This window comes from Lysinibacillus sphaericus (assembly GCF_005217585.1).
GTDB classification, from domain to species: Bacteria; Bacillota; Bacilli; order Bacillales_A; family Planococcaceae; genus Lysinibacillus; species Lysinibacillus sphaericus.
The window spans coordinates 946,450-963,289 of record NZ_SZPT01000002.1 but is presented as its reverse complement, the minus strand read 5'-3'; the positions used below and the strand labels follow the sequence as shown (position 1 = coordinate 963,289).

Sequence of the window (16,840 nt, the reverse complement as noted above, 5' to 3'; positions counted from 1 at the left end):
GAATTTTTCGAAAATAAAGCTCTTTGAAAGGAATAACGCAACATGATAATGGAAAGCAGACGAAGTTTTGGCTTGTTATTGACGATTGTCGCAACGTTTGCGATCGCACCATTAATAGCCATTATGTATTATACATTTGTCCATGATGGTCTAGTTGATGTTTCACAATTTAGTAGCATGTTTGCTAATGAAAGATTATGGCAGACTTTGGGCAACTCATTATTATTAGGTGTATTGGTTATTTTAGGTACGACGATATTAGCATTGCCTATGGCATTCATTCGCACGAAAACAACTTTACAAAAATATGATTGGCTAGATATTGTCCTAACGATTCCTTTTATGACACCCCCTTATATCGGTTCCATGGGATGGATATTATTTATGCAAAATAATGGATTTTTACAGCAACTAGTGCCAGGCACAGCTTGGTTGTCTGATGCCTTTTTTTCTTTATTTGGCATGGTCATGGTTATGAGTCTACATCTATTTCCTTTTCTATACTTAATGCTGAAAAATACGTTGCTTAGAATAAATGGTTCCTTTTTGGATGCTGCACTTATTTTCGGACGTAGCTCTTTGCGCAACTGGCTACAAGTAATACTGCCGTTACTTATTTCTAGTTATGTTCTTGGGGTATTGTTAATTTTCATTAAAACGCTAGCGGAATTCGGGACGCCTGCTACGTTTGGAAGCCGTATCGGTTTTCATGTTTTTACGACAGAAATTCATGCTTATCTTTCAAGGTGGCCAGTAGATATTCGAATGGCTACATCGCTTTCTGTATTTTTGCTTTCCGTATGTCTTATTATCTGGTATTTTCAAAATCTTATCGGACGAAAGTTTACATATAGCGTACTTTCAGGAAAAACGCCCGCTGCACGTGAAATAAAAGATAAATGGTTTATCCAATTGGGATCATGGTTTTATGTAGGTTTTGTATTATTGTTTGCAATCGGTATTCCTTACTTTTCAATAATTGTAACCTCGCTACAAAAAGTAAGGGGAGACGGTTTACGTGCAGGCAATTTCACATTAGCGTCTTATCAGGCTGTCTTTACTAGTGGTAGCGCTGGCTTAACGGCATTTTTAAATAGCGTTGTTTTTTCAATACTTACAGCAGTGATTACAGCGATAATTGGTTTATTTATTGCCCTTTACATTAAAAAGGGAGAAACGAAAAAGCAACAACTATTAGATTTCTTTAGTCTAATGCCGAATATTATTCCTGGTATCGTCTTTGTTGTCGGCTTAATTATGTTTTGGAATGCCCCATGGTTACCAGCAACCATTTACAATACAAAGGCGATGGTTGTTGTGACTTATTGTGTGCTGTTCTTACCCTACGCTGTGCAATATACAAAATCCTCACTATCACAGCTAGATCAATCTATTTTCCAATCAGCTGCGATTTTTGGACGCAATAGTTGGGACGTGTATCGAGCTATCATCATCCCCCTGCTAATGCAAGGAATACTTGCTGGTATGATGATGACATTTATTATTTCAATGCGCGAACTAGTCGCGGGTCTCCTTATTTTGCCTCCTTCAGTTGAGACAGGCGCAACATTTATTTACAGCCAATTTGAACAAGGCAATGTTGGGATAGGAATGGCTGTTGCAGTTATTACAGTCGCGATGACCGTTGTTTTTATGTTCCTATTAAATTGGCTTCAAAGATGGGGAGGACATGTACGTGCTTAATGTAGAGATTTTAGGAGGGGTTGGAGAGTACGGACGAAATTGCTTTTATCTCGAAAAGGACGGACGAGCGATATTACTTGATTGTGGTGTCATGAATAATCGGGAAAAAACGATGCCAACCTTAACTCCCGCTCATGTGGCAAAACTTGATGCTGTGTTTATTTCTCATTCGCATATTGATCATGTCGGCGCGCTTCCTTTACTGGAACAGTGGGGTTACAATGGTCAACTAATTATGAGTGAGATGACAGCAAAACAATTAAAACACGCTTATCCAAATATTCAAACCTTTTCACCAGAATCGATTGGTTATTGGTTACATATTAATCAGCATCTTTCTTTTCAATGGGGTTTTAGTGGGCATCTAATAGGAAGTGTTTGGTACAGCATTCGATTTTTGGGGGAGGTGATATTTTTTTCGGGAGACTATGTTTTAGATTCCTATCTATTAAAGGCGAATCTTCCGTATGAGGATTGTGGGAAGTATAACGTCGCGTTTATCGATAGTGGGCATGTTGAAAAGACCATTAAGAACGAAGAAGTATTGCAACAAATAGTGGAGTTTATTTGTACGAACGCTAGTAGACCGATTATTTTCCCTTCGTCCTTTTCAGGCAAAACGGCTGATATTGCAATTTATCTTTTTGCGCATAGTACAAGAAAAGTGTGTATTGATCATCAGTTGTTCCCATTGTTTGAAGATTACTATGCAGCACCTGAAAATGTGGTACCTACTCCGATATTGCCGTTGTTTAGAAGTGAATGTTTACAAGAGAAGACTGTGGAGGAAAATGCTATTTATTTTGTTCCAGAGCGAGAGGAAGCAACAATATCGCAACTACTCAAAAATAGTCCATCAGCAATTGTTATCTTTACAGGATATTTGAATAAAGCTAGTTATACTCAATCATTAGCACCCCAACAAGTAAAACAGTTTTTTTACAAAACACATCCGGATTATGAGGATATTATTGCCCTGTCCAAGCACATAAATGCTGAGAAAACCATTTATTTTCACAGCCATTTTACAAATGAAGAAACAACACTATTAACTTTAATCGGAAAAGAGGCGGATATAGGATGAATCATTTTAAAAGAGTTGCACTGAAAATGGTCGTAATGACCATGGTACTGGGCACGCTTGGCCTATTGAATACAGTACAAGCGAAAGCAGCATTGGAGCCTAGTCATGAGATTAAATATAATTTGCGAACGGATTTATTTAATGAATCAGCCATTTTAAAACTTTTTGCAGCAACGAAAAAAGATGAAGTAAAGATTTACTATTTCGATACAAATAATCAAGAATTTTTAAATGCAGATTATAACAACCGTTTACGTGTCTATAAAGATAGCACGAAAATCGATATTACGTATAAAAAGAGATTTCTGAATACACCGCTTGACGAAGCACTAGCAATCACCAAAAGCCACGGCTTTACAGGGGATGAATCTAACTATAAGTTTGAAATGGATATTAAGGGGGGAAATCGTACATTTACAATTAGTCGCAAAGAATCGTTAAAAGCAACGACTAAAGTTTCTTTCGATGCAGTGGATGAAAATGCTGCGAAAAAAATGATTTTAGATAATGTTCCAAAGAAAATGTTAAATTGGGATTCTGCAACATGGTATAACAACACGTTATCGCAAGCCATCGTGTATGGGCCTGCCAATGCAACAACCTATAAAGGAAGTTATGCAGGCTATGAGGCTGATATCGAGGTTTGGCATTATCAAGGGGATGTTATGATAGAACTTTCTACTAAAGAAGACGACGCCACAAAAGCTGCAGTAATTGAGCAAGTATGGCATGATCAGCTAGCAGCAGTTGGATATCTTAGTGCGGATCAACGTGGAAAAACAGCCTTTGTAATGGAGCAATAAGAATACCCGCGGAGTGGAGAGGTTTACCCGCGGAACAAGGTGAAATACCCGCGAAGTGAGAGGTTTTACCCGCGGAACAAAGTACAAATACCCGCGAAGAACGAGGACCTGCAATAATATTGTTAAATACGGATAATAAAAAAATTTCGTGATACGTTCACGGGATTTTTTTGTTAATTTACGGCTTTAAAGTAAGTATGGATAATGAACAGCCTAGTAGGTAATAAATATCGTGTTGACTATGGAGTGAATTGGTCAAAGCGTGAAAATAAAACCTATAAACTTTGTTCTAACTTTTTTAATTTAGCTTACACTTACTATAGGACGAACTTTGTGTGGAGTAAGGGGGAAATAACATAGCGAAAAAAATGGGAGTTGTGGCACTACTAATATTTGGTGCCTACGTTCTGGGCATGTATTGGTATATATTTCATAGTGGTGGTGGCACAATACCGCGAGCGTTTCAAGGCTCCGTTGCGGACCCAGTTATGTTTATGTCTGAAAAAGAACTAAACTTAAGTCTGGAATATTCGAAAATACGAAATTTCTTATTTTTTGTAGTAACACCATTTGAATGGCTTGCTTATATTGTGATTTTGTTAATGGGTGTTTCTCGCTATTTTGAAAAAGTTTCGACGTCCCAAACGAGAAGGAAGCCGTTACAAAATGCTGCTTATTTATTTTTATTATCGTTTTTGCTGTATGTAATCCTTTTCCCAATTGAATACTATCGTTACTATTTAAGTAAAAGCTATGGCATTAGCACTCAAGTTTTTCCGTCTTGGATGCGTGATGGTGTCATTGATTTTTGGGTTAACTTTGGTATGACTTTTATTATCGTATCCGTTCTTTATTGGCTTATGAAAAAGAGTGCCAAGAGATGGTGGCTATATGCGTGGATATTAACGATTCCCTTTACAATTTTTGTAATGTTTATTCAGCCCGTTGTAATTGATCCGTTATACAATGATTTTTATCCGCTAAAAAACAAGGAGCTAGAAACGAAAATATTAGCAATAGCAGAACAAGCGGATATTCCAGCAGAGCATGTGTATGAAGTGAATATGGCACAAAAGACCAATGCATTAAATGCTTATGTGACGGGTATTGGTAGTAATTCACGAATTGTGCTGTGGGATACGACGTTAAATCGTTTAACAGATAATGAAATTTTATTTATCATGGCGCATGAGATGGGACATTATGTTGAGAAACATATTTATTTTGGCATTGCGGGTTATTTATTAATGACCTTAGTCGGGCTTTGGATAACAGCGAAAATTATGCGGTGGGTAATAGCCCGTTACGGACATGCATTAAAAATTACAAAAATAAGTGACATCAATTCTTTGCCACTATTTTTACTTATTACATCCTTTTTATTATTTGCTTCGAGCCCTTTATCGAATTTTATATCAAGATATCAGGAAACACGAGCTGATCAATATGCCATATCAATGATGGACGATCGTCAGGCAGCTGTAACGGCATTCCAAAAGCTTACCATATCAGGATTAAGTGAAGTGAACCCACCGCTTCTTGTGAAATGGTTCCGCTATACACATCCAACCATGCTTGACCGTATTATGAAAGTAGCGGAAACAGAAGAACCAATCAAAGAAAAGCCGATAAAAGAAGAACAGAAAAAAACGAGGTAATGATGGAAGTTTAATAATCCACAATTGCCGAGGTTTTTCAGACGAATAAATTGGGTATTCTAACGATAAGTTGATCAAAATTTGTTCGTTTTAGAATGGTAGGGGAGTTTATGCGCAATATTGTTATTATAACGCTTGCATCCATTTTAATGGCATTTGCTTATAATTTTTTATTAATACCGCATGAGATTTTAAGTGGTGGATTAAGTGGGATTGCCATTATGCTTGGCATCGTAACGCCGTTGAATACAGGTGTGTTAAATCTTTTATTAAACTTGCCCTTGCTTATATTAGGTGTGATGAAGTTAGGGAAACGTTTTATTGCTTATACAATTCTTTCAGTTGCGGTGATGTCTATCGCCTTGTTAATTATTCCGATTTATAAGGCAACACAGGAACCGATTTTAGCTTCCTTATTTGGTGGGGTTATTGTGGGCCTTTGTGTAGGTTTGATTTTTCGCGCATCTGGCTCCTCAGGTGGCTTTGATATTATTGCGATGCTGTTGAGTCGCAAAAGGGATTTTCCACTGGGGGTACTTATTTCAGCTATGAACGGGGTCGTAGTAGCGATTTCAGGTTTTGTTTTTAGTTGGGATGCCGCTTTGCTGACGCTCGTTTCGATATATGCCACTGGAAAAGTTGTTGATACCATCCATACGAGTAATATTAAACTGACGCTAATGATTATTACTAGCAACGGTGAAGATGTGAAACAACAACTGTTAGCTAGGCTGCATCGAGGGATTACGATGATGGATGCGAAAGGTGGCTATTCAGGAGAAGGGAGAAAAGTGCTGATTACCGTCATTACACGTTATCAGCTTGCTGAAGTGAAAAGCCTAATAAAAGAAGCAGATGCAAAAGCGTTTGTGAATATTTTGCAAACAACAGAAGTGATTGGTATGTTTGACCGCGGTTCCAAATGATAGGAAAGTTCAATCATTTGCAAAAAATGTATTTTAAAAACACACGTAATTGATTATAATATAATCGAACGTGTGTTTTTAAATTTTTGTTGAAGAAAGGAGTAAATATGCAAAAAGATAGCATTCATTCGTATTGTTTAAAACTTCGTGGCACAACGCATGATTACAAGGACGAATGGCAGGCTGATCGCTATCATATCGGTGGCAAAATGTTTGCCATGATGGGCGGGGATGCAACGAGAAAGCCGATTATTACGTTAAAATGTGCACCTAGTCGTGCAGAAGAATTAAGAGAATCCTATGAAGGCATTATTCCAGGGTACTATATGAACAAAACACACTGGAATTCTATTTATTTAGATGCCAATATACCGAACGAGTTACTTGAACATTTAATTCAGCATTCCTACGAGCTCGTATTCGAAAAGCTAACAAAAAAAGCACAACAGGAAATAGGCATTTGAGTGCCAGTCACGCAAACAATTCTCAAGAGTTATAGCCTTGTTCACCATAAGGTTGTAGCTCTTCAAGCCATTTTTGTTCAAGCTTTTCGAGTTCTTTTTTGGCATCAAAAAATCCCTCTTCTTTCTGCTTCAAATACTCCACTACTTCGAGCTGAAAGGCATCCGTACCAAATGTATTGTAATCTGCTTGTAACGCTTTATTTGTATACGTATTTGTCTTTAGCATAAACTGAAAGCCATTTAGGCGCTTTAAGTTATTGAAGCTACCAACAAACACTTTGCCATTTTGTTTGTTCGTCATGGTAAAAACGCCTGCTTCAATTTTCATTTCTTTATAAAGTTCTTTTAATTCTTTTTTGTGGTCCATTCATAACCCTACTTTCTTATTTTTTTACCCAATATGCACTACCATCATCCTGACGATCCATAAATCCATATTGAATTAAATAGCGACGAATTTGTACATAATCCTCATACATCGGCTGGATAATTGCATTAAGTTCCTTTTCTGTATAGTGTGTTGACTCATCAAGAAGCTTTGTAATGGCACGGAGCACAACAATTTTATGTTTTTCTCGTTTTGGAAAGCGGACAAGCTCCTGCCCAATGCCATGAGGGAGGTATTTAGCCAGTAGCTGTTGTTCTTCGGCCAAGGTGATGTTATAGCGATCATCCACCATCGTAGCTGTTTTGTGAATAGGGACAAAAGGTTCTTCCTTTTGACCTTGTTCTTTTAATAGTTCCATCATGGCAAGAAATGTTTTAGCCTGACGTTCTTTTTCTTTTAAGGCAAAACGGTGGTGACGAATCGTTGTGGCACTGCCAATGGCAAGCTCTTCTTTAATGGCCTGATCGGTTTTACCTTCGTAAAATAAACGCAAAATGTGACTTTGATGGTCCGTTAAGCCTGTCATTTTTTTATTTAATCCATTTAAGTAGTGAAAAACAGATTGGTGTGCAGCCGAAATATGATGTTGCATAAATTTTTTTGCTTCATACAGGACATTTTCATGTGGATATATAATCCCTTTTTCAATTTTCTCTCCACAAAGAAGGCAAGTGTAGTGTGTATCTTCATCTGTGTAGCCTTGTTTAATGTCCTCGATAGAAGCCTGCCAAAATAATTGGTTTAGATCCATATGGAACCTCCTTTAAAAAACAAACGTATTTAATTTTTGTTTGCTTATTTATATTTAAAATATCAAAACGTTTGTTAAAAAGCAATAAAAAATACACACCGCATTTATCGCCGATGTGTATCTTAAATGAAACCTAGTGATTTTTCTTTTTGAAAATAATAATTGATAATAGAGCAAGGAGAACAATAGTTATTAAAATCATTATATAACTTGTAGTTAGGCTAACAGCATGGCCATTTAGCTCATAAGTAATACCATAATTCAGCTTATAGCTTTCCACATGCTCCGTCGGAACGCCATCAAAAACTTTCGCAATCGAGCTTTCCATAAAGGCATTTCGCAATAGTAATGTAGTATGACTAATTGGAAAATACATGATTAGTTGTTGAGCAAAGCTAGGGAGGACGCCAACAGGGACATAAACACCACATAAAAAACCGAGTACTGTACCAACGATTGTACTTAATGTAGAAAAGGCATTTTGCGTGCTAACAAATAATACAATAAACATATTAAATACGCTCGCAAGGAATACGGATAATAAAAGTATGCCAATCACGTTGATGAAGGCGCTAAAACTAAGTAGCTCTCCGCCAGTTGATACAATGAAAATCTCACAGCCTATTAGCGCTACGAAGGAGAACAGACAACCGATAATAAAAGCGTTCAATACATAGCTCATGTGAATCGTTGCACGAGAAATAGGAGCTGTGAGAAAATCTGCAGTTGCTTTTGACTCCATATCGCGCACCGCAATGGCAAATGCACCTAAAGTTGTCGTAACCGCCATCATTGATAATAGACCAGCAACAAGCCATTCATTGACCATTGTAATCAACTCAGGAGTAGCCTCTGTTACTTGCTCAATCGCATCCACCTGCATTTTTTGGAGAAAAATGGCGTAAAGAACAATCACAATAATGACGGAAAGCAGAGAGAAAAAGACTTGAGTTTTATCTCTTCTAAAAACTTTACTATTACGCTGTATTAAGCTTATCATTGCTTTCAATTGTACCATCTCCTTGTGCCATGATATGAAGAAAGACATCATCCATCGTGCCCTTCATAACTTCAAAAGAGGCTAATAGGGGCTCGGCACTTTTTAAAAGTGTAAGTGCTGTCAGTGTAGAGCTAACTCGAACATAGAAAATGCCTAGCTTTTCTGTGTACGGTAAGGTATTTTCCTTAAGCCACTTCAGCCCTAATGAACGATCATGAAATACAAGTGCCATCTGGTCGTAGGCATATTTTGTTTTTAAGGCATCAGGGGTTCCTTCAGCGACAATACGACCTTGTTTTAAGACAATCACCTGATGCGCCACGGCAGCTTCTTCCATATAGTGCGTAGTTAAAAATACGGTCATATTTGTTTCAGCCTGAAGTTGTTTGATTGCTTGCCAAACAAATTGGCGTGTTTGGGGGTCGAGACCAGTTGTAGGCTCGTCTAAAAATAAAATTTGTGGCCGATGAATAAGTGCCCGAGCGATATCCGCGCGTCTTTTTTGTCCGCCTGATAATGTCCCGTATTTTTGCAGTTCAATATCATCTAAATGTAAATAGGTCGAGACGAATTGATAATTTTTTGTCAGCTGTGCTTTCGATAAGCCATATGTTTTGCCACGGTGCAGGATATTTTCTCGAACGGTTAATCGGTCATCTAGGAGGCTTTGCTGAAAAACAACGCCGATAGATTTGCGTATTTTTGCATTATGTGATTTATCATCAAGTGTATAACCGTTAATCGTAACGGTACCACTAGATTTTTGTAGTAGTGTACATAAAATTTCGATGGTCGTCGATTTACCGGCGCCATTAGCACCTAAAAATGCAAAGAGGGAGCCCTGCTCCACCTTGAAAGAAATTCCTTTTACAGCTAAATGCTCGCCATAGTGCTTTTGTAAGTGGTCAACTTGAATGGCAAATGTCATATTCGTCTATTCCTTTCTTTTTTGGATTTGATTATTGATTTCTTCAATATCGTTTTTTTGCAGTACATATAAAATGCACCATACGATGGAGTAAATGATAATTTCCGCTACAAGCACATACAGTATGCTCGAGTGCTCAAACCAATGCCCAAAATAACCAGCAATCATTACGCAACATGTCACAGCAATAAAATGTGCAATGAGCTGAATAGAAAATGCTAAACGTTCTATTTCAAAGATGAGGGATAGTGAACCTATTACAACACCAAGTATGGCGGCTATGATTATTTGTTCGAAAAGTTCTGCTCCTACTATTGTTGAATGATTCGACATAACACTTATTGTTACTAAAATGTAGGATGAGCTTAGTGAAATCAGTAGTCCAATTATCATCATGCGTAATATTTTCATATTATAATTCCCTCCCTATACCTAATTGGCGTTTTAATTCTTTTAAATATTTTCGGCTAACATGAATGGATACATCATTTTCAAGCAGTAACTCTGTTGCGCCAATTTTACCCATTTGAATAGATGAAATTTTATTGATATTGACGAGCGTCGATTTGCTGACTCTTGCAAAGTCTTTTGCTAATTGGGCTTCTAGCTCATATAACTTGCGTTTGGACTCAAATTCTTGCTCCTCGGTCTGCAAAAAAACTTTTGCCCCTTCAGCATAAACCGAATAAATATCTGTGATTTTGATTAGATGAATTTCCTGTTGTAAATAGCCATCAAGCATGGTTGTTTGGACTGCTTGTAATTGCTTCATTAATTTTTCAATATGTTCGTTGTATTCTTTGGCATGTATATGAATCTCTGTTTCTTCTAGCGCACTATTAATGGTTAAATGAATTTTCATTGGAGGCCTCCTTTGGTAATCGTATTACCTCATCTCCCGTAAAAGAAAAAGGCATTTATGTACTGAATCAGCTTAATATTAATGTAGCATAGAAATTTTTAACGAAGGCTAAATGTTTAATAAGTGGTAAAAATTAATGACTAACAGGTTTGTTTTATACAATAACGGCAACTAACATCAATTATTTCCAATGCATTTATAATTTTTTGAATATTCAAAATTGTTTTGGTGGCAGGCACGTTGAGTAAAAGGCATGAGTAGTAAATTGGGGATGTTCACGTCATAATAGAACTATTCATTCTTGAGGGGTTGCTAGCAATGTTTACATTTTATAAGCAGATGTTCCTAACACTATGTATAGGGTTGTTAGGAGCGCTTTTATTTCAACTTTTACATATTCCGATGCCGTGGTTGTTAGGGGCTATTGCCGCTGTACTTTGCGTGCAGTTATTTACAAACTTACAGTTGCGATGGCATCGTTATTTCCGCAATATTGGATTAGTCGTGGCGGGCTACTCCATTGGATTTGCTTTTACTAAAGAAGCCATTCAGGATATTCAACAGTTTTTAGGCAGTATAATTGTGCTAAATATAATTTTTACTATTTTATTTTTTGCCATCAGTTTTTTAGTTGCAAGGCGTACGGATTTAGATTTTTCCACTGCGCTCACATGTTGTGTACCAGGAGGCATGACACAAATTATTGCATTTGCCGAGGAGCAAGGCAATATGAATATGGCTGTCATTACGTTTTATCAGGTATTGCGAGTCCTTTTAATCGTTGGCTTTGTGCCATTAATGGTGACAGGCACTGGTGAAAACCTTGTCATGGTAGATGGAGTCTTTTCTTGGCAGTTGCTAACTTTACTACTTATTTGCGGCTTAGCAGGGTGGCTTGCTCAAAAGGTAAAAATTCCAACGGGCTATATGTTAGGACCAGTATTTTTATTAATGGGGTTGAATATAGCAGAAGTTGCTGTGCCAAAGATGCCATTATCATTGCTGCATATAGCACAGCTAGTAATCGGTATTTATATTGGTCTTTTATTGAAAAAGGAAGATTTACATTTATCAAAGAAGCATGTATTTTATGCTTTTGCGTCAGCAAGTCTTTTTATCGGTGCTGCTTATGTTTTATCTTTTGTGATGAAACATTTGTATAGCCTTGATTTCCGTACAGGATTTTTAAGTATTGTACCAGGGGGACTCGATCAAATGGGCATTATAGCCGCTTCTATACATGCAAATGTAACTATTGTGACCGCTTTTCAGCTATTTAGGGTATTGATAGTATCTGTCTTTCTTGTCCCATTGGTAAAGGTGTTTGTCAAAAAGGTGAAAGTTCATGATTAGAGAATAAAAAAGATTGTCCATGCGTTCCCGCGATGAACAATCTTTTGGCCTCAATATTTAAACTGATGAATTAAGTTTTGAAGTGTTTCGGCATTTTTTGTAAGTGTTGTAGCTGCGTTATTAATGTCTTCCATAGAGTAAAGATTTGTCTCGGCAATTTGGGTCACGACTTTTGATTGTTCGCGTGCATCAACCGCAATTTCAGCCATGATTTGGGTAGAGGCATTGGCTTGTTCAATACGTGCATATAGCTCCTCTGCAATACCCGAAACTTCCTGAATTTTATGTGTGACTACCGCTACTTTTGTTGTAATGTTCTCAAATGCGCTATTTGTTGTACGCACTATTTCTACACTTGAAGCGGCTTCTTTTTCACTTTGTTGCATATAGTCGCTTGCTTCTTTTGCTAATTGTTGCATTGTATGAATAGTCTCGGTAATTTGAGCGGCAGATGTTTTAGATTGCTCGGCTAATTTACGAACTTCCTCTGCTACAACAGCAAAGCCTTTGCCATGTTCTCCAGCACGTGCAGCTTCTATAGATGCATTTAAAGCAAGTAAGTTTGTTTGATCGGCTATAGCATGAATAACCTCTACAATGTCTCCAATTGTATTGGCGTGTTTATCCAATGCTACGATTGAATTGACGCTTTGTAAGACAGCTTCCGTCATAGCATGCATTTGAGTTTGCATAGCATGTGCGGTTTTTTCGCCATGTTTAGCCGTATCAAACGCTTCTGAAGCTTGAGATGAAACTTCCATATTTGTTTCCGTTACAAGCTGAATACCGCCTGCAATATCCTGCATGGCTTCTGCATTTTCATTGGCGCTTTGTTTTTGGGTGCTTGCACCGCTCGCTAATTCTTGCATATTGGCTGTTAGTTGTTCCGTTGTTCTTGTTGTAGAGCCTGCTGTTGCAGAAAGCTCAGCAGATGATGCCGAGACTTCATTGGCTGTTTCATCAACTTGTTGCATCATTTTTCGGAGTGTTGCAAGCATTGCATTAAAGGATGTAGCAAGATCTCCGATTTCATCTTTCGTTGTTACAACTAACTGTTGCGTTAAATCGCCTTCGCCAGCTGAAATGGTTTCCAACTGCCTATTTAAACGCTTTAAAGGCTTAACAATATTACGCACAAGCAATGTTCCAGCAATGACAGCGATAATTGCTGCAATGATGGCAACAACCGCCATTTTAAGAAGCATTTTTTGTTCGATAGCATTGATTTCAGAGGAGGGAACACCAGCGAAAATCATACCTATCGTTTCTCCATTCGCATTTTGAATGGGTCCATACTGTGTAAAATAAGGTTTGCCAACTACATCAGCTGCTCCTTTGTAAAGACTTCCTTGTGTAAGCACTGCTTCTGTCACTTTAGGATCGGCAGTTGTGCCAATCGCACGTTGTCCATCAACCTGTATATTCGTGTTAACTCGTGTATCTTGAGCAAAAATAGTAATAGCTGCGTGGGATAATTCTCCTAATTTATCAATTAATGCAGTTTCTTCTGCTATTTTAGCGTCACCTTTGTACAGCTCCCCATTTTTTAAATGCCATTCGCCAGGTAATGCCTGATCTAAATTATAAACACTTAAATCATAGATTTGACTAAGACGTGCTTTATTTTCTGCTTCAATGGTCGTTTTCATTTCGCTTGTATTGACAATACCAACAGCAATTAAAACAAATAAAATAACTGTTACAATCAATAAGCTCATTTTCATTTGCATCGTTAAATTTTTCATAGATTCCCTCCACGTTTTTGTCCACATAAATAGACAGCAAGTATTGCAAAGTAACTTGCTGTAATTGTATGTATTTCAGGAAAACATTGTATTTTTACTAGTATATAATTACTTACGCTATTTGTATATTTCAAAATTAAATATAATTAGTGACATTTAGATTATTTCATTGCTAAATAGTGGAATTTTGTAATGATGGTTGTTCCAGTTGTTGAAATTGAACATTCCCAAATTATATGGAATATGGTATGCTATACCTAACTAATTTGAACGGAGGTGAAAAGGAATGAATTTAAACGCTACGAGAACAGGTGGAAATATAGATATAGCTATTTATTTTACACGTGTTCAAACTTTCGATTTTGCTAACAACGGGATAAGTCTGTCTATTTTTAAGCAAAATCAAATACTAAACGTAGCGAATTAACCATTCTTTTTCACATATATTGAAGGAAAAGACTGCTTGTTAATTGAGCAGTCTTTTTTGTTGTCTAGAGATGTTTTTTCGCGCGTTTCATGGAGGAAAAAACAATGCAAATAAAGGCTGAACAAATACAAAAAATCATCGGTGGAAACGTATTATTTGAAGGATTGCAACTGGAAGTCAATAAAGGGGAACATGTAGCGATTGTTGGTGTGAATGGTAGTGGAAAAACAACTTTACTGCAATTATTAGCAGGGCTCGATACACCTGATGCTGGTCGTATTATTAAAAGTAAAGGAGCAACTATTGGCTACTTACACCAAATTCCAAGCTATCCTTTGCTTACTGTTAAAGAAGTACTGGAGGAAGCATTTGTTGACATCTACAAACTGAAGGCAAAAATGACCACACTGGAACAGGCAATGCAAGTGAATAGTACAGACAAAGTGTTACAACAATATGGTCAAGTTCAGGAACAATTTATGCTGCAGGGGGGCTATGAAGTCGATGCGCAATTAGCTACTATTGCAAATGGACTGAACATTACATCTTTACTTCCTGTGCCCTTTGCAAGCATAAGCGGTGGCGAAAAAACAAAGGTAATGCTAGGTCAAATGCTTTTAAGTAACCCATCTATTTTACTTTTAGATGAACCAACCAATCATTTAGATATGCAAGCAATTGAGTGGCTTGAACAGTATGTACAACACTTTGCTGGCATTGTCATTGCTGTTTCGCATGATCGTCAATTTATGAATCAAGTAGCGCAAAAAATCATTGAAATTGAGGATGGAGAGGCGTTTACCTATGCAGGAAATTATGATGATTTTACTGCACAGAAAGAAGCGAAAGTTGAACAGCAATTTGCTGAATATGAGGAACAGCAAAAGAAAATTAAGAAGATGCAAGAAGCGATTAAACGTTTAAGACAGTGGGCAAATGAAGCGAACCCACCGAATGCCGCATTGTTTCGCCGTGCTAAAAGTATGGAAAAGGCACTGAATCGTATAGAACGAGTTAAAAAACCTGGCACAAAAAAGAAAATGAATCTCGCCTTAACGATGGCTGAACGTAGTGGGAAAGAAGTGATAAAGATGACAGCGATAAGTCATGCATTTGATAAGCCATTATTTAACAATAGTCATCTATCGGTCTATTTTGGAGAACGTCTCGCGATTGTAGGCAATAATGGAAGTGGAAAGTCGACCTTATTAAAAATGATGTTAGGGGAGATTGTACCGTATCAAGGAGAGTGTAAAGTAGGTAGTAGTGTAAAAATAGGATATTTATCGCAGCAATTTGACCATGAAAATCCTGCTATTCGTTTAATTGATGCCTTTCGGGAATGTGTATACGTATCAGAAGCAGAGGCACGTCATTTGTTAGCACAGTTTCTGTTTTATGGATACGATGTCTTTAAGAAAGTGAAGGACTTAAGTGGTGGAGAAAAGATGCGTCTGCGTCTTGCACAATTAATGCATGAAGATATTAATTTACTCATTTTAGATGAACCGACTAACCATTTAGATATAGAAGCAAGAGAGGTATTAGAAGACACCCTTGAATCCTTTACAGGTACTATTATTGGTGTATCCCATGACCGCTACTTCTTACAAAAAATCTTTACAAAAATTGCATGGATTGAGCAAGAAAAGATTTATGTATATGAAGGGGATTATGAATTGGCAAGAACAAAGCATGCCCTCGTTGAGCAAGTGCCTGAAGTAAAAGTGGATAGCAGCACAAAGACAAAAGATCACAGTGATAAAGAACTCCCAATTGAAGAACAAATTGAAAAAGTAGAATTTAAATTAAAAGAACCTACACTTGCTAAAGAGCAACGTCAAAAATTGGAGCAACAGCTAGAAGCTCTATATGTTAAATGGTTGGAAGGAGGAACAACACATGCATAAGCTCCAAGACATTATGCAGTTAGACATTGACTATATCAATGAGTTTAGTGAGATGGAACGGTGTCCGGAAGGAGTATTTTTTTACAATAAGGAAATGCCTATGTACTATGACGCCAACCATGCACATATATGGAAGAGAGTAGAGCAAGCAGAGACATTTTTAACTAATGTAAAACAATTCTATCTCTCAAAAGGGTTAATTCCGAGAATGTATTTATATAATGTTGAGGAAAATCATCACTGTGTGGAGGCATTATCATCACATGGTTTTCAATATGAGTCTTTTACGGATGACATCCAGTGTTGGAATGGCGAATTTGTTATATTACCGCATAATCCAGCGATTCGCATTGAACGTGTGACAGATGCAAATGTACAAGAAGCATTAGAAGTAGAAATGACTATCTCTACATTTGGTGAGCCTGCTTTAATAAAAAGGGCGTTCGAAAACATGTACTGTTCACCGCATTTTACGTACTATTTATTAAAAATAGATGGTGTTGCTTGCTGTACGGCCAATTTGTTTCTATCTGGTCGTCAAGGTCGAATTGAAAGTGTCGCAACATTAGAAAGCTATCGTGGAAGAGGATTGATTGGTTATGTATTGCAACATATTCAAAAAGAAGCTGTTAAAAATAACTTAGAACATCTTTGGCTATTGCCTATTAATGAGCAAGTCGCTAAAGTATATGAAAAGGCAAATTTTTATTCTTTTGGTAAAATAAAATCAATACATGCATTTACAGAAGGGAAAACTATTCAAGAAATAAGGTCTGCAAAATAAGTAAATTTTTGAAGGTAAATTACTTGAAAAAAAGTGGTATTCGATTTATTGTC

17 protein-coding genes are annotated in these 16,840 nt (G+C 37.2%); 10 read left to right on the top strand and 7 right to left on the bottom strand.

Translation table 11 applies throughout. The features are described from left to right. Positions 1 to 42: 42 nt before the first annotated feature. From FC748_RS10285 to FC748_RS10260, 6 genes are all read left to right on the top strand, one after another. Positions 43 to 1,704 carry an ABC transporter permease gene (locus tag FC748_RS10285; RefSeq protein WP_024362381.1) on the top strand — a complete coding sequence of 554 codons (1,662 nt, stop codon included), beginning with the start codon at positions 43 to 45 and terminating at the stop codon, positions 1,702 to 1,704. Next, positions 1,697 to 2,788, top strand: a complete 1,092-nt coding sequence (locus tag FC748_RS10280) for an MBL fold metallo-hydrolase (RefSeq protein ID WP_108029689.1) — start codon at positions 1,697 to 1,699, stop codon at positions 2,786 to 2,788. Before FC748_RS10285 ends, FC748_RS10280 begins: the two co-directional genes overlap by 8 nt. Then, positions 2,785 to 3,591: a hypothetical protein gene (locus tag FC748_RS10275; protein ID WP_108029690.1), complete on the top strand. Its 807-nt coding sequence runs from the start codon at positions 2,785 to 2,787 to the stop codon at positions 3,589 to 3,591. The genes FC748_RS10280 and FC748_RS10275 overlap by 4 nt, the downstream gene beginning before the upstream one ends. Before the next feature lie 356 nt (positions 3,592 to 3,947). Continuing rightward, positions 3,948 to 5,249 (top strand): M48 family metallopeptidase, encoded by a 1,302-nt coding sequence (locus FC748_RS10270; protein WP_108030391.1) that lies wholly within the window; start codon positions 3,948 to 3,950, stop codon positions 5,247 to 5,249. Between the two features lie 110 nt (positions 5,250 to 5,359). Further along, positions 5,360 to 6,175, top strand: coding sequence for a YitT family protein (locus FC748_RS10265; RefSeq protein WP_024362377.1), 816 nt, complete (start codon positions 5,360 to 5,362; stop codon positions 6,173 to 6,175). A gap of 107 nt (positions 6,176 to 6,282) precedes the next feature. After that, on the top strand, positions 6,283 to 6,639 hold the full coding sequence (locus FC748_RS10260) for an MmcQ/YjbR family DNA-binding protein (RefSeq protein WP_024362376.1): 357 nt from the start codon (positions 6,283 to 6,285) through the stop codon (positions 6,637 to 6,639). A 22-nt stretch (positions 6,640 to 6,661) separates the two neighbouring features. Here the strand turns inward: FC748_RS10260 and FC748_RS10255 are convergent, their stop codons facing one another. The 6 genes from FC748_RS10255 to FC748_RS10230 all read right to left on the bottom strand — a co-directional run bounded on the left by FC748_RS10255 (position 6,662) and on the right by FC748_RS10230 (position 10,568). Then, positions 6,662 to 7,006, bottom strand: a complete 345-nt coding sequence (locus FC748_RS10255) for a GIY-YIG nuclease family protein (RefSeq protein ID WP_024362375.1) — start codon at positions 7,004 to 7,006, stop codon at positions 6,662 to 6,664. Between the two features lie 16 nt (positions 7,007 to 7,022). Next, positions 7,023 to 7,778 carry a DUF2087 domain-containing protein gene (locus tag FC748_RS10250; RefSeq protein WP_108030392.1) on the bottom strand — a complete coding sequence of 252 codons (756 nt, stop codon included), beginning with the start codon at positions 7,776 to 7,778 and terminating at the stop codon, positions 7,023 to 7,025. A gap of 133 nt (positions 7,779 to 7,911) precedes the next feature. After that, complete coding sequence (locus FC748_RS10245; protein ID WP_108030393.1) at positions 7,912 to 8,787, bottom strand: ABC transporter permease; 876 nt, start codon at positions 8,785 to 8,787, stop codon at positions 7,912 to 7,914. Continuing rightward, entirely contained in the window at positions 8,756 to 9,706 is a 951-nt protein-coding gene (locus FC748_RS10240; RefSeq protein ID WP_108030394.1) for an ABC transporter ATP-binding protein, read from the bottom strand. The genes FC748_RS10245 and FC748_RS10240 overlap by 32 nt, the downstream gene beginning before the upstream one ends. A 6-nt stretch (positions 9,707 to 9,712) precedes the next feature. Next, positions 9,713 to 10,117, bottom strand: a complete 405-nt coding sequence (locus FC748_RS10235) for a DUF3021 domain-containing protein (RefSeq protein WP_108030395.1) — start codon at positions 10,115 to 10,117, stop codon at positions 9,713 to 9,715. Position 10,118: 1 nt separating this feature from the next. Then, on the bottom strand, positions 10,119 to 10,568 hold the full coding sequence (locus FC748_RS10230) for a LytTR family DNA-binding domain-containing protein (protein ID WP_024362370.1): 450 nt from the start codon (positions 10,566 to 10,568) through the stop codon (positions 10,119 to 10,121). Positions 10,569 to 10,886: 318 nt separating this feature from the next. Between FC748_RS10230 and FC748_RS10225 the strand changes: the two genes are divergently transcribed. Continuing rightward, on the top strand, positions 10,887 to 11,921 hold the full coding sequence (locus FC748_RS10225; RefSeq protein ID WP_108030396.1) for an AbrB family protein: 1,035 nt from the start codon (positions 10,887 to 10,889) through the stop codon (positions 11,919 to 11,921). Positions 11,922 to 11,971: 50 nt separating this feature from the next. Here the strand turns inward: FC748_RS10225 and FC748_RS10220 are convergent, their stop codons facing one another. Next, complete coding sequence (locus FC748_RS10220) at positions 11,972 to 13,666, bottom strand: methyl-accepting chemotaxis protein (protein ID WP_024362368.1); 1,695 nt, start codon at positions 13,664 to 13,666, stop codon at positions 11,972 to 11,974. Between the two features lie 286 nt (positions 13,667 to 13,952). Between FC748_RS10220 and FC748_RS22430 the strand changes: the two genes are divergently transcribed. The 3 genes from FC748_RS22430 (at position 13,953) to FC748_RS10210 (ending at position 16,787) form a co-directional block, all read left to right on the top strand. After that, positions 13,953 to 14,093 (top strand): RAxF-45 family protein, encoded by a 141-nt coding sequence (locus FC748_RS22430; protein ID WP_279633374.1) that lies wholly within the window; start codon positions 13,953 to 13,955, stop codon positions 14,091 to 14,093. Positions 14,094 to 14,197: 104 nt separating this feature from the next. Next, the gene (abc-f, locus tag FC748_RS10215; protein ID WP_108030397.1) at positions 14,198 to 16,003 is read left to right on the top strand and encodes a ribosomal protection-like ABC-F family protein; all 1,806 of its coding nucleotides are present in this window, start codon (positions 14,198 to 14,200) and stop codon (positions 16,001 to 16,003) included. Then, complete coding sequence (locus FC748_RS10210) at positions 15,996 to 16,787, top strand: GNAT family N-acetyltransferase (protein WP_025219026.1); 792 nt, start codon at positions 15,996 to 15,998, stop codon at positions 16,785 to 16,787. The genes abc-f and FC748_RS10210 overlap by 8 nt, the downstream gene beginning before the upstream one ends. The last annotated feature ends 53 nt before the right edge of the window (positions 16,788 to 16,840 follow it).